The organism is Solirubrobacter ginsenosidimutans, assembly GCF_027587205.1.
This window is the reverse complement of the sequence record NZ_JAPDOD010000078.1, coordinates 19,752-32,744: the sequence shown is the minus strand read 5'-3', so window position 1 is coordinate 32,744 and position 12,993 is coordinate 19,752. Positions and strand designations below refer to the sequence as shown.

The window sequence follows — 12,993 nt, the reverse complement described above, 5'->3', positions numbered from 1 at the left end:
GGTCCCGATGTAGTTGTGCTTGAGCGTCCGCGCCTCCTCCTGGGCGAGGACGACCACCTGACGGGCTCGCTCTGTGAATCGCTCGAACATGGCGAGAACTCTGTCAGCGGGCGGCACGCGCGCCGATCGGGACTGGCCTTACTTGGAGGGTGAGATCACGGACAACGACATAAGGCCTGCCTGACCTGCGGTCTAAGGTCGGCCCGATCGCGGTCTCCGGAAAGAGGCCATGGTGGCCGGCGCGGTTCGCCGGGACACTCGAACCACCATGAGAGCGATCCCCTTCCAGCGTCCCGCGCCACCGCAATCGCCCGCCGACGACGCCTACTCCGCGTGGTTCAACGCACAGCAGCGCTGCACCGCCGCGCTGCGCGCCTGGAGCGCGGCGCCCAACGCGTACCGGGCTGACGCCTACGGCGCCTATCTCATCGAACTCGCGTTCGAGGAGATGGCGGCCGAAGCGCTCGAGCGGCTCCATCGGCAACGGCTCGCCGCGTGACCGCCATGACAGACCTTCAGTCCGCACCCCATCACGTCGCCGGACAACCGACGGCCGCCGAGCGCCGTCGGGCCTTCGCCCGCGCCCAGCGCGAGCGCGTGATCGCGTCGCTGCTGCACTGCCCTGATCCCGCGCAGCCCCGCTGACGCGGGCGTGCCTCAATCCGCAGGGCCCGCGTTCTCCCAGCCGAAGCTGAAAGCGCCGAGCGCGGCCTGCAGCGCGGGGTCGTCGACTCCGCGCACGCTCACCACGATCGCCTGTCCGTCGCCGAGGCGAGCCGTGACAGAGCTCGCGCGGCCCGCCAGCGCCTCGCGTGCGACGTCCTCGGCCACGCGGCGCCGCAACTCGGGCTTGAACGGCTTGCCGACCGCGGTCACAGGAATGGCGTCGATGATCTCGACGCGCTTAGGCGCGGCGGCGGGCTCCGGGACATGCGCGGTCGCCCAGGCCCGCAACTGCGTCTCGGTGGCGGAGGCACCGGCGGTGAGGGTGACGTAGGCGACCGGGACCTCTCCGGCGTGCGCGTCCGGCCGGCCGACGGCCGCCGCGGCGGTCACCTCGGAATGCTCGAGCAGCGCGTCCTCGATCACCGCTGGGTCGATGTTATGCCCGCCGCGGATGATCAAGTCCTTGGCGCGGCCAGACAGGCGTACGTTTCCGTCGCCGTCGACCCATCCGAGGTCGCCCGTCTTCAACCACCCGTCGCGCACGTTCTCGCCCGGTTCGACCACCGGTCCTTCGGGCGTCGCCACCAGATAGCCGGCGAAGACGTTCGGGCCCTTGATGAGCAGCGTCCCGACCTCGCCGTTGGGCAGCGGGTGCCAGCGTTCCGACTCCATGCGTGCGGCGCGGACCTGCTGATACGGCAACCGGACCCCCACGCCGGCGCGCGCCAATCCGGGGATGTGGCACGCGCTCGCGCACGTGCCCTCGGTCAGGCCATACCCTTCGCACAGCTCGATCCCGGTGCGGTCGAGGAAGGCGTCGATGACGGCCCGCGGCAGCGGGGCGGCGCCGACGATCGGCATCCGCAGGCTGCTGATGTCGGCGTCGAGGGGCAGCGTGGCGAGCGTGGCGTAGACCGTCGGCACCGCGGACATCGCGGCGATCCGGTAGCGCTCCACGATTCGCCAGAAGACCTTGAAGAGGGCGGGGTCGCGATAGCCCAGCGGTCCCGCCCAGACCACGGGACGCCCGCGCAGGAGCGGCGCCAGCAGCGTGACGATCAGCGCGTTCGTGTGAAACAGCGGCAGGGCGGCGAACATCGCGCCCTCGGTCTCGAGGCGGGTGCCGATCATCCACGCGTTGGCGACCTCGTTGCCGTGCGTGCGCGCGGCGAGCTTGGGCGCGCCGGTGGTGCCGCCGGTGTGCAGGTAGCTCGCGAGGTCGCCGGCGCGCGGTGCCTGAGCGGGCTCGGTGTTGGCGGGCGCGTCGCGCGCGAGCGTCTCGAGATGCGCGACGGTCATGCCGGCCAGCGGCTCGAGCTGTGGCGGCGGTCCCACGGGCGCGGTCGGGCGCAGTGCCAGCAGCGCGGTCGCCCGGGTCTCGGCGGCCAGCCGGCGAGCGAGCGACCAGATGCCCTCATCGAGCTCGGGCCCGGCGGCGACGATCACCTTCGCGCCCGAGAGCCGCACGAGCCCGGCGGCGTGCTCGCCGGCAAGGGCCGGGTTGATGGGGGCCGCCACGCCGACCGCCTCGGCGGCCAGCATCGCGGTGATCATCTCGCGGCAGTTGACGGAGACGATCGCGACCGCGTCTCGGCGGCCGATACCGACGCCGGCGAAGACCGACGCCGCGCGCTGAACGTCGGCGGCCAGGTCGGCGAACGTCAGCGACACGGGCTGTTCCCAACGCTCGGCATCCGGCAGGCAGTGGAGCGCGGGCCGCTGCGGCCACAGCTCGGCGGCTCGCAGCAGCGCGTGGTAGCTGCTGGCGGGCAGCCCGCGCCGCTCGAGCGGGACGCGTTCGATCTCGGCCAGGTCGCGCGTGGCGGGCCACAGCTGCTCGGGCGAAGAGGTGACGACAGACACGGGAGGAGCTCCGATCAGAGGCTGTGCGAGCCGAAGCGCTCGACGACGACCACGAGCGCGAGCGCGAGCACGACGATCGGCACGGCCAGACGATCCGTCTCGCCGTAGCGGCGGTGGATCGCGATCGCACCGACCATGGTCAGCACGAGCCCGAGGGCGGCGAATGCCGTGAGGATCGGCACGACGCCGAGCGCGGCGGGCAGGATCAATCCGACGGCGCCGAGCACTTCGAGCGCGCCGATCGCGCGGAACTGCGCGTCGGTGACGTCAGCGGCCCAGCGCATCGGGCCCGCGGCCAGCTTCGCCCGCGGTTGGGTCAGCTTCGTCACGCCGGTGGCGATGAAGATCGCTGCCAGCAGTCCCTGAACGATCCAGAGCACGGTCTCCATAAGTCATATCTCCTTCAGAAATTGGAACGGATGCTTCGCCGCCGCGTGAGGCGACGTCACTCCGAATGGCCATGGGCGCCAGTGCACCACCGGAACGGGTGAGTGGTCGTCACGCACGATGCGTGATCGCACGCGACGTCGGCGGCGCTCCCGCGGCACCTAGTGCTGGTCGGCGCGCGGGAGTAGGATCGGCCTCACGGGATCGTCAGTCATCCTCGCCCGGAGAACCCTGGTCGCCGCCTTGGTCGCTGGGATGGTCGGATGCGGCGGCAACGCCGGCGGCGGGGTGCAGCGCGGCGCCTCTGACACCACGTGCGACGGCAAGATCGACGGCCCGACCTACATCACCGTGTGGTTCCACGGTGCCCCCGACCCGCGGGATCCCTCGGTGAGCGAGCGCGACACGTTGGAGGAGCAGGTGGCGGCGTTCAATCGCTCCCAGCGGGAGGTTCGGGTGCGCCTGGTCACGCTGCCGCGGGGAGACTACAACCGGCAGGTCCGAGCTGCGGCGGCCAGCGGCAGCCTACCCGACGTGCTCGATCTGGACGGTCCGTACCTCTACAACTACGCGTGGTCGGGCAAGCTCAAGCCGCTCGGCTCCTGTGTTCCCCAGCGCTTGCTGGGCGACTTGCTGCCGTCGATTCGCGGGCAGGGGACCTACGCGGGGCGCCTCTGGGGTCTCGGGACGTTCGACTCCGGCCTTGGGCTCTACGTCCGTCCGTCGGTTCTGCGCAAGGTGGGAGCCCGCCTCCCTACCGACCCCGGCGACGCCTGGAGCGCGGCCGAGTTCACCGACATCCTGCACCGACTCCGGCGCGCCGGGTACCGGCGGCCGCTGGATCTCAAGCTCAATTACCTCAGCTCGACGCCGGAGTGGGCGGCGTATGGCTTCGCGCCCGCGGTGTGGTCGGCCGGCGGCGATCTGGTCGATCGTCACGACTACCGCAAGGCCGATGGCGTCATGAACGGCAGCGAGGCCGTCGAGGCGCTGACGACCATCCAGCACTGGGTGAGCGACGGGCTCGTCGATCCCAACCGCGACGACGCCGCGTTCGTCAAGCGGCGCAGTCCGATCTCGTGGGTCGGCCACTGGCTCTATCCCAGCTACAGCGAGGCGTTGCTGGGCGATCTCGCGATCGTGCCGCTGCCGGACTTCGGGCGGGGCACGGTGACGGGAATGGGCTCGTGGCAATGGGGCATCACCGCCAACACCACCGACGGCGACGCCGCTTGGCGGTTCCTCGAGTTCCTACTGCAACCGCAGCAGGTGCGCCGCATGTCGACCGCCAACGGGGGGATTCCGGCGACGGTCAGCGTTGCCAGGAGCTCGGAGACATTCGGTCCCGGTGGCGCCGAGCACCTGTTTCTGCAGCAGCTCCAGGATGGCATCGCCCGCCCGCGCCCGCAGACACCGGCCTACCCTGCCATCACCGCCGCGTTTGGGACCGCGGTCAGGGAGATCTTCGCCGGCCGGCCCGTCAAGCCTGCGCTCGACGCCGCGGCGAACCGCGTCGACGAGGACCTGGACGCACACCAGGGCTATCCCGCGCCCGAGCCGTGAGGCCGCCGGTGCGGGACGGTGAGCATCTCCCGCTGCTCGCGCGACTGCGCGTCGGCACCAAGCTGATGCTTCTGGCGCTGCTGCCCGTAGGCGTACTCGCCGCCGCGTCGGTGACCGCGGCCGTCGGTGCGTGGCGTGCGGCCGACGACCTGCGCGACTTTCAGGCAGAGACGCGGGCGTCGTTTGCGGCCGGGGACCTCGCCCGTGCGCTGTCGGACGAGCGCGCCGCCATCATGCTCGCGCGGCTGGGACCAAATTCGGCGGCCGACGCGGCCGTCGGCTCGGCTCAGCGCCAGACCGACATCGAACTGCGCCGGGCCGCTGAGCGTGCCGCCTCCGCCTCGGTTCATGTCGATGCCGCCGGGCGGGTGGCGGCGATCCGACGGCAACTGCAGGCGCCGCGGCTGCAGGCCGCGGCCGGGAGGACCGGCGAGGCAACGATCGCCGACAGCTACGGGTCGATCGTCCGCGACGTGCTGGACCTTGTGCGGGACCTCGACTCCGGCCGCCGCCGCCCGACGGCTTCGGTCCGGTACCCCGCGGACGCGTACGTCGCGATTCAGGGGGCGATCGAGCCGGCAGAGCGAGAACGCCTGGACGTCGCCGCCCTGCTGACGCCGCGTGGGCGCGACCGGCCCGCCGGGGCGGCCGCCCGCTGGGCGACGCTGGAGGCAGCCAAGCTCGACGACTTCCGCGCAAACGCCAGCACTCGGCTGGCCACCGACCTCGCGGCCTCACTGTTCGCTCCGGCGGCCGTCCGCGTCTCCGACGTGCGGGCCGACCTGCTCGCGTCCCCCGACCGGGTCGGCCGCCGGACCACGCCGCCGGCGTGGCTCGCCGCTTCCAGCGCGCGCATCTCAGACCTGCGGCGCATCGCCGGCGAAGCCCGCGGCGAGCTGCAGAGCGCGGTCACGCGGGACCTCGACGCTGCGGTCGCGCGACGGAATCGCGTCTTCGTCGTCTCGCTGGCCGTGCTGGGCCTGGTCACTGCGTTGGCGCTGGTCCTGCGGCGGTCGATCACGCGACCGCTCGCCGAGGTGTCCGCGAGCGCGCGGGCGCTCTCCGGCGGCGATCTCTCGGTCGATGTGGAGTACGTCGGCCGCGATGAGATCGGAGACGTCGCGGAGGCGTTTCGTGACCTCCAGATCACAACCGAGCGGCTGGCCGACGAGATCCGCGGTATGAACGCGGCGATCACGCGCAACCAGCTTGACCATCGAGCCGACGTCACCGCGTTCGAGGGCACGTGGTTGCACCTCCTGGGCGGCATGAACGAGACGGTGGCCGCGTTCGCGGAGCTGCAGGGGCGGCGACGGGAGGCCGAGCTCGAGCTCGAGCGCGTGTTCACCACGTCCGTCGACCTCCTGTGCATCATGGGTTTCGACGGCTATCTCAAGCGGGTGAATCCCTCGTGGGCGCGTACCTTCGGCTTCACGGAGGAGGAACTGCGGTCGCGGCCGGTCATCGAGTTCGTCCACCCTGAGGATCGGGCGCGGACCGCGGAGGCGGCGGCTGCGCTGGCCGAGGGTCAGGAGCTCGTGGAATTCGAGAACCGTCACGTCTGCCGCGACGGGACGGTGCGCTGGCTGCAGTGGACGTCGCGGCCGGTCGTCGAACAGGGCCTCATGTACGGCGTCGCGCGCGATGTCACCGATCGCAGGCGCAGCGAGTCCGAACAGGCAGCCCTGCGCCGCGTCGCCACCCTCGTGGCGCGGGGCGCCGCCCCGATCGCGCTCTTCGACGCCGTCGCCCGCGAGGTGGGACTGTTGTGCGACGCCGACTTCGCGCGCTTGGAGCGCTTCGAACCGGATGGCACCGTGATGGCGATCGCGGCGTGGAGCCGGAGCCCCGAGTCCCAACTCGCGGTGGGTGAACGCTTTGCGCTCGAGGGGACGAGCATCGCCGCGCTGGTGACGAACACCGGCCGGCCGGCGCGCGTCGACGGCTTCGAGGGCGCGCCCGGGCCGATCGCGTCCGAGGCCCGAGCGCTGGGTATCCGGTCGTCGGTCGGCTGTCCGATCATCGTGCGCGGAGTGACATGGGGGGTGATCGCCGCGTCGACGAAGCGCGAGGCGCAGTTTCCGCCGAACACCGAGTCCGGGATTGCGGACTTCACCGAGCTCGTCGCGACGGCGATCTTGAACGCGGAGAGCCAGAATCAGCTCACCGCCTCGCGAGCGCGTCTGCTCACCGAAGCCGACGCGGCCCGTCGCCGCGTCGTTCGCGACCTGCACGACGGTGCGCAGCAGCGGCTCGTCCATAGCGCCCTCACGCTCGGCCTGGCGCAGCGCGAGCTCAAGCAGGACCACGGAGCGGCGCGAGCGCTGGTCACCGAGGCGCTCGGGCACGTGCAACAGGCCAATCGAGAGCTGCGCGAGCTCGCCCACGGCATCCTGCCGGCAGACCTCACGCGCGGAGGGCTCCGCGGTGCGGTCGATGCGGTCGTGGAACGGCTCGACCTCGCCGTGGAGGTCGATCTGCCCGCCGAGCGGTTCGCGCCCGAGATCGAGGCGAGCGCCTATTTCATCGTGGCTGAAGCGCTCACGAACGTCGTCAAGCACGCCCACGCGGAGTCCGCTGCCGTGAGCGCCTCGGTCGCCGACGGGATGCTGCGGGTCGAAGTACGCGACGACGGCATCGGCGGCGCGGATCCGAGCGGCCGCGGTCTCGTAGGGCTTCACGACCGCGCCGCCGCCCTCGGTGGGCAGCTCAGCGTCGAGAGCAGCCCCGGCGGCGGCACGGTGCTGAGTGCGACCCTGCCGAGATCGGGAGGCCCTGCCGACGCTCTTTAGCGGCGCTCCGGCGGGAATCATCGGGAACGCGTGACGACCGGTCATCGCCTCCGTCGGCACGCTGCCTGGCCCGAGGATCTCGAAGGACACGATGAACCACTTCAAGCATTCCGATCGCGAGCGCCTGTCGCCCAACCGCGCAGCCGAGCGCCTGGTCGACCTCGCGTACGCGCTTACCGTCGGCGGCGCAATGGAGATCCACGTGGCCGGCGAGCGCGTGAGCGTGCCGGTGGCTCGCGAGCTGGTGCTCGAGTCCGCGAGCGAGTCCAAGGGCCGCGAGGTCAAGCTCGAATTGGCGCTCACCTGGTCGGTGCCCGAGACCTGCGGGGATATTGCGGATGACGCCGTGCCCCGGCGTCCGTAGAGTCTGCTGGCACCGTTGAAGCGCGCCCCGCGGGCGCGACAAGAGGAAAGAGCCAGCACACGTGGTCGTCCAGGACCGCCAGTTCGAGGCCAAACCCGCCCAGGTCGCGCGCGGTTGGGTGCCCCGGGCGTCGCTGTTCGATCGCCTTGGGGACGCGGCGGCCGGTGGTGTCGTCGTGGTCTGCGCGCCGGCCGGCAGCGGCAAGACGGTGCTGCTGCGTTCCTGGGTCGAGGCCGCCGGGCTGCGTGACCGGGTGGGCTGGGTGTCCGTCGAGCGCGGCGAGAACGATGCGCAGCGGTTCTGGCTGTCGCTGATCAGCGCACTGGCCGCGGCGGTCCCCGGGGTGGAGCGGGTGGATCCGGCGCCGAGCTTCCGTGGGGAGGCGATGATCGATCAGCTGCTGGCAGATCTCGGATCCCTCGCACGGCCGGCCGTCTTGGTCATTGACGACCTCCACGAGCTCGAGTCCGCCGAAGCCCTCCGCTGGCTCGAGGTGTTCCTGGCCCGCCGTCCGGGTGCGCTGCGCGTGGTGCTGTCCACGCGCGAGGACCCGCAGCTCGGCCTGCATCGCCTGCGGCTGGCGGGTGATCTGACGGAGCTGCGCGCAAGCGATCTGCGCTTCTCAGCCGCGGAGACCAAGGCGTTGCTCCACAAGGCTCAGATCACGCTCTCGGAGGCCGGTGTGGCGCGCCTCTACGAGCGGACCGAGGGCTGGGTCGCCGGGCTGCGGCTCGCGGTGATCTCGCTCGCCCGGCACCCGGACCCGGAGCGATTCGTGGCCGAGTTCTCGGGCAGCGAGCGCACCGTGGCGGGGTACCTGCTGGCCGAAGTGCTCGAACGCCAGCCCGCCGCGGTGCGCGAGCTGCTGTTGCGGACATCGGTGCTCGAGCGCGTCAGCGGCCCGCTGGCCGACCATCTCACAGGCGGCTCGGGCTCGGAGCGGATCCTGCTCGAGCTCGAGGACGCCAACGCGTTCGTCACCTCGCTCGACGTTGGCCGCACGTGGTTTCGCTATCACCACCTGTTCGCCGACCTGCTCCAGCTGGAGCTGCGCCGAACCGAGCCGGCGATCGTCGACTCGCTGCACCGGGCGGCGGCCGAGTGGCATGAGCACGAGGGCCACGTCGTCGAGGCGGTCCGGCATGCGCAGGCGGCGCGCGACTGGCCCCTGGCGGCGCGAGCGCTCGCGGACCACCACCTCGACCTGACGCTCGACGGCCGTACCGGGACGGTGCGCCAGCTCCTGACGGCGTTTGCGCCCGACGCCGCCGCGAGCGACCCGGAGCTGGCGCTCGTGTTCGCTCTCGTGCGCCTGCTGGACGGTGCGCTCGACCGTAGCGCGGCGTACGTCGAGGTCGCCGGGCGCCTCGCAGACACGGTCGCCGGTGAGCGACGCGTCCGCTTCGACCTGCGGCGAGCCGTGCTCACGCTCGCGCTCGCGCGCTGGCGCGGCGATCTGCAGGCCGTGCTCGAGGCGATGCGGGAGGCAGAGGCCGCGCTCGCCGCGCAGCCCGTGAGCGAGCGGGCGCTCAGCGAGGCGCTCAATGCGGCCGCGCTGCTGAACCTCGGGGTCGCAGAGCTGTGGTCCTCGCGCCCCGACGACGCCCGCCGTCACCTCGAGTCGGCTCTCGAGCTGGCCCGCCGCGCAAAGCGGCCCTGGCTGCAGGTGAGCCCGCTCGGCCACCTCGCGATCGCCGGACCGTGGACCGGGCAGTCCTGCTCGGCGGGCCTGGCGCTGGCGGAGGAAGCGGTGGCGATCACGGAGGCGCACGGCTGGGGGGACGACCCGGTGCTCGTCACGGGCCTTGCGACAGGCGCGCTCAACCTGTTGTGGCTCGGGCGTCTGCACGAGGCCGAGGAGTGGCTGGAGCGCGCGGACCGCACGCTTCAGCCGGGAGGGGAGCCCGGCAGCGAGCTGATCGTCCACTTCGCGCGCGGCCTCCTGCGTCTCGCGCAGGCACGGCCGCACGAGGCGCTGGACCTGCTCGACGCCGCCGAACGCATGGAGGCGCTGCTGGCGGGCGAGCACGCGTTCGGCGTCGCCGCGCGGGCCCGCAAGGCGCAGGCGCAGGCGCGGCTCGGCTGGCTCGGCGTGGCACGCGCGACGCTCGACGACATCGACGAGTGCGCCCGCGAGAGCGCCGACATGCGCATCGCCGCGGCTGACATCGCGCTTGCCGAGCGCGAGCCCGAGCGGGCGCTCGACCTGCTCGCTCCCGTGCTCGAGCGATCGGCGGCCGCGGTCCATCGCACCCCGGCGACGGTCGAGGCGCAGGTGCTGGACGCGGCCGCGCGCGAGCAGCTCGAGGACGCTCAGGCTGCCGAGCTGTCACTGGAGCGGGCGCTGGACGCGGCCGAACCCGAGGGAATCCTGTTGCCGTTCGTCCTGCACCCGCTCCCAGACGTGCTCGAACGCCACCGCCGGCACCGCACGGCCCACGCCACCTTGCGCCAGACGATCCTGGACCTGCTGGCCGGCAGACGCAGCGCGCCGCCCGCGGCGTTGCGCGAGGAGCTCAGTGAGGCGGAGCTGCGCGTCGTCCGCTATCTGCCGAGCAACCTCAAGGCGTCAGAGATCGCCGCCGAGCTCACGGTGTCCACCAACACGATCCGCACGCACCTGCGGCACATCTACGCCAAGCTCGACGCCCACGGTCGGGCCGAGGCCGTCGATCGCGCGCGCGAGCTCGGGCTGCTCGCGCCCGCTGTGCGCACGCGCTGACACAAGATCGTCGAAAAGCGATGACGACCAGTCATCTGCTCCGCGGTGACGCTTCCCAGCGTGAACCGAACCGGAAGAGACATGACTCGACCGCTGGTAGCGATCGAGGGGCTGAGCAAGACGTTCCCCGGTCTGCAGGCGCTTCAGGACGTCGGCTTCGCCGCCCAGCCCGGAGAGATCGTGGCCCTGGTGGGTCAGAACGGGTCGGGCAAGTCGACGCTGGTGAAGATTCTCGCCGGCGTCGAGGCCCCCGATCCGGGCGCGCGTGTGGACGTCGCGGGCACCGTGCACGTGATCCACCAGGACCTCGGCCTGATCCCGCAGCTCAACACCGTCGAGAACCTGGATCTCGGGCTGCGGCACGGACTCGGGGCCGCGCTGCCGACGCGCCGCCGTGAGGAAGCCGAGCACGCACGCGCGCTGCTGCGCCAGTACGACGCCGCGTTCGACGTCACGGTGCCGGTGGGGCAGCTCACGCCCGCCGAACGTACGATCGTCGCCATCGCTCGCGCCTTGGACGGCTGGGAGCGCGCCAAAGGGCTCCTGATCCTCGACGAGCCGACGGCGGCGCTGCACAGCGACGAGGTCGGGCGGCTGTTCACCGCGGTCCGCCGCGCCGCCGCCGCCGGCGCCGCCGTGATCTTCGTCTCGCACCGCCTCGACGAGGTGCTGGACCTCGCCGACCGCGTGGTCGTCCTGCGCGACGGCCGCCTGGTCTCTGACGCGCCCGTGGCCGCCCTCGACCACGCGGAGCTCGTGCGGCTGATCGTGGGCGCGGCGCCGCAACACGCCGCGCCGCGCGAGCCGTGCGGCCCCGGTGCGGTCGCGCTGCAGGTGCGCGGCCTGCGCGGCGGGCGCGTGCGCGACTTCCAGCTGGACCTTTGCGCCGGCGAGGTGGTCGGCGTGTCCGGCATCCTCGGCTCGGGCCGCGAGCATGTCGGTGCGCTGCTCTTCGGGGCGCTGCCGCGGGCCGGGGGCGACGTGGCGATCGGCGGGTCCACGCTCGCCGGCGGCGACCCGCGCGCCGCCATCGGCGCGGGCGTCGCCTACGTGCCAGGCGACCGCCACGCCGACGGCGCGGTGATGACGATGCTCGTCCGCGAGAACGTGACGCTTCCGAACCTGCGCCGCCTACGCCGGCGGGCGGGCCGGCTCGACGGTCGCGCCGAACGGCAGGAAGTGGTGGGGTGGCTGGAGCGCATCGCGCTGCGGCCGGCCGACCCCGAGCGACCGTTGGAGCTCTTCAGCGGCGGCAACCAGCAGAAGGTCGTGCTCGCGAAGTGGCTGCGCAACGACCCGCGCGTGCTTTTGCTCGACGAGCCGACTCAAGGCGTCGACGTCGGCGCCAAGGCCGCCGTCTACGCGCTCGTCCGCGACGCGGCGGCGCGGGGCGCGGCCGTGCTCATGGCGTCGTCGGACACCGCCGAGCTGGCCTCGGTCTGCGATCGCGTGCTCGTCATGCGCGACGGGACGGTCAGCGCGGACGTCCGCGGCGCGCACCTGACCGAGGAGCGCCTCGTCATCGAAGGCCTCGCCCTGGCCACCACCAACGGAGACCCATGCCATGACTGATCTCGCGATGGGCGTCGCACCTGCGGCGCAGCCACGGCGGCTTCGCGCGGCGCTGTCGTTTCGCAACGTTAGCGCCCTCTACATCTTCGCCTTCCTGTTCGTCCTGTTCGCACTGTGGGTGCCGGACACGTTCCTTACCGCGGGTGTGTGGCGCTCGCTCCTCGCGAATTCGGCGCTGACGGCGCTGGTCGCGATCGCGGTCACGATCCCGCTGGCGGCCGGCACTTTCAACCTCGCGGTCGGGACCGAGGTCGGCATGGCCGCGATCGTCTCTGCCTGGCTGCTGGAGTCCTTCCACCTGAGCGTCGTGCCGACGCTCGTCCTGACGCTCCTCGCCGGCTGCGCCATCGGCGGGGTGAGCGGAGCGCTGATCGTGCGCGCCCGGATCGACTCGTTCATCGCCACGCTCGGCATGAGCTCGGTGCTGCTGGCGCTGGTCGCCTGGATCTCCGGCGGTCAGCAGATTCTCAACCTGCCAGGGTCCTTCCAGTCGCTGGCGACGAACGAGCTGCTCGGGCTCGCGTACCCGGTCTGGATCATGCTCGCCGTCGGGCTCGTGGTCTGGTACGTGCTCCAGCGCACGCCGACGGGACGCCGGGTGTACGCCACGGGCGGCAACGTCAGCGCCGCCCGCCTGGCCGGCGTGCGCACGTCGCGGGTGATCGTGCTCTCACTGGTCAGCTGCGGCGCGATTGCGGCGCTGGCCGGGCTGCTGACGAGTGCCCAGCTCGCGGTCGGCGACCCGACCGTCGGCCCCGGCTATCTGCTGCCCGCCTACGCTGCCGCGTTCCTGGGCTCAACGCAGTTCCACGGGGGCCGGTACAACGTCTGGGGCGCCGTCATCGCCGTACTCGTTCTCGCGGTCGGCGTCAAAGGGCTACAGCTCGCCGGCGCGCCCGTGTGGATCCCCGATCTGTTCAACGGCGTGGCGCTCTTGCTCGCCGTCGGTCTGTCCAAGTACCAGCGCACGGCGCGGCGCAGCGCCGCCGTCGCGCGCCTCCTGCGGCGCGGCGAGCCTCGCTCCTGAGCCGTGCCCTGTCCCAAGTGATCTGAGAGAGGAATCC

General features: G+C 72.1%; 10 protein-coding genes. 7 read left to right on the top strand and 3 right to left on the bottom strand.

Annotated features, from left to right (window positions below):
* A partial coding sequence (locus OM076_RS47060; protein WP_505017727.1) for a Clp protease N-terminal domain-containing protein occupies positions 1–90 on the bottom strand: 90 nt, incomplete at its 3' end.
* A 178-nt stretch (positions 91–268) separates the two neighbouring features.
* On the opposite strand from OM076_RS47060, the gene OM076_RS41615 reads away from it, so the two are divergent.
* Positions 269–499, top strand: coding sequence for a hypothetical protein (locus OM076_RS41615; protein WP_270046115.1), 231 nt, complete (start codon positions 269–271; stop codon positions 497–499).
* Positions 500–657: 158 nt separating this feature from the next.
* Here OM076_RS41615 and OM076_RS41610 read toward each other — a convergent pair whose 3' ends face one another.
* On the bottom strand, positions 658–2,529 hold the full coding sequence (locus OM076_RS41610) for an acyl-CoA synthetase (protein ID WP_270046114.1): 1,872 nt from the start codon (positions 2,527–2,529) through the stop codon (positions 658–660).
* A gap of 14 nt (positions 2,530–2,543) precedes the next feature.
* On the bottom strand, positions 2,544–2,918 hold the full coding sequence (locus OM076_RS41605) for a DoxX family protein (protein ID WP_270046113.1): 375 nt from the start codon (positions 2,916–2,918) through the stop codon (positions 2,544–2,546).
* A 241-nt stretch (positions 2,919–3,159) separates the two neighbouring features.
* Between OM076_RS41605 and OM076_RS41600 the strand changes: the two genes are divergently transcribed.
* The 6 genes from OM076_RS41600 to OM076_RS41575 all read left to right on the top strand — a co-directional run bounded on the left by OM076_RS41600 (position 3,160) and on the right by OM076_RS41575 (position 12,956).
* Positions 3,160–4,479: an extracellular solute-binding protein gene (locus OM076_RS41600; protein ID WP_270046112.1), complete on the top strand. Its 1,320-nt coding sequence runs from the start codon at positions 3,160–3,162 to the stop codon at positions 4,477–4,479.
* On the top strand, positions 4,476–7,271 hold the full coding sequence (locus OM076_RS41595) for a PAS domain S-box protein (RefSeq protein WP_270046111.1): 2,796 nt from the start codon (positions 4,476–4,478) through the stop codon (positions 7,269–7,271). Before OM076_RS41600 ends, OM076_RS41595 begins: the two co-directional genes overlap by 4 nt.
* Before the next feature lie 91 nt (positions 7,272–7,362).
* Positions 7,363–7,635 carry a hypothetical protein gene (locus tag OM076_RS41590; protein WP_270046110.1) on the top strand — a complete coding sequence of 91 codons (273 nt, stop codon included), beginning with the start codon at positions 7,363–7,365 and terminating at the stop codon, positions 7,633–7,635.
* A 61-nt stretch (positions 7,636–7,696) separates the two neighbouring features.
* Positions 7,697–10,357, top strand: a complete 2,661-nt coding sequence (locus tag OM076_RS41585) for a winged helix-turn-helix domain-containing protein (protein ID WP_270046109.1) — start codon at positions 7,697–7,699, stop codon at positions 10,355–10,357.
* An 81-nt stretch (positions 10,358–10,438) separates the two neighbouring features.
* Positions 10,439–11,929, top strand: a complete 1,491-nt coding sequence (locus tag OM076_RS41580) for a sugar ABC transporter ATP-binding protein (RefSeq protein WP_270046108.1) — start codon at positions 10,439–10,441, stop codon at positions 11,927–11,929.
* Positions 11,922–12,956, top strand: a complete 1,035-nt coding sequence (locus tag OM076_RS41575; RefSeq protein ID WP_270046107.1) for an ABC transporter permease — start codon at positions 11,922–11,924, stop codon at positions 12,954–12,956. The genes OM076_RS41580 and OM076_RS41575 overlap by 8 nt, the downstream gene beginning before the upstream one ends.
* The last annotated feature ends 37 nt before the right edge of the window (positions 12,957–12,993 follow it).

What these genes read in the sequence shown, in the direction of transcription:
- OM076_RS41615 (WP_270046115.1), top strand. Translation starts at nt 269, where the DNA reads ATGAGAGCGATCCCCTTCCAGCGTCCCGCGCCACCGCAATCGCCCGCC.
- OM076_RS41605 (WP_270046113.1), bottom strand. Translation starts at nt 2,918, where the DNA reads ATGGAGACCGTGCTCTGGATCGTTCAGGGACTGCTGGCAGCGATCTTC.
- OM076_RS41590 (WP_270046110.1), top strand. Translation starts at nt 7,363, where the DNA reads ATGAACCACTTCAAGCATTCCGATCGCGAGCGCCTGTCGCCCAACCGC.
- OM076_RS41580 (WP_270046108.1), top strand. Translation starts at nt 10,439, where the DNA reads ATGACTCGACCGCTGGTAGCGATCGAGGGGCTGAGCAAGACGTTCCCC.
- OM076_RS41575 (WP_270046107.1), top strand. Translation starts at nt 11,922, where the DNA reads ATGACTGATCTCGCGATGGGCGTCGCACCTGCGGCGCAGCCACGGCGG.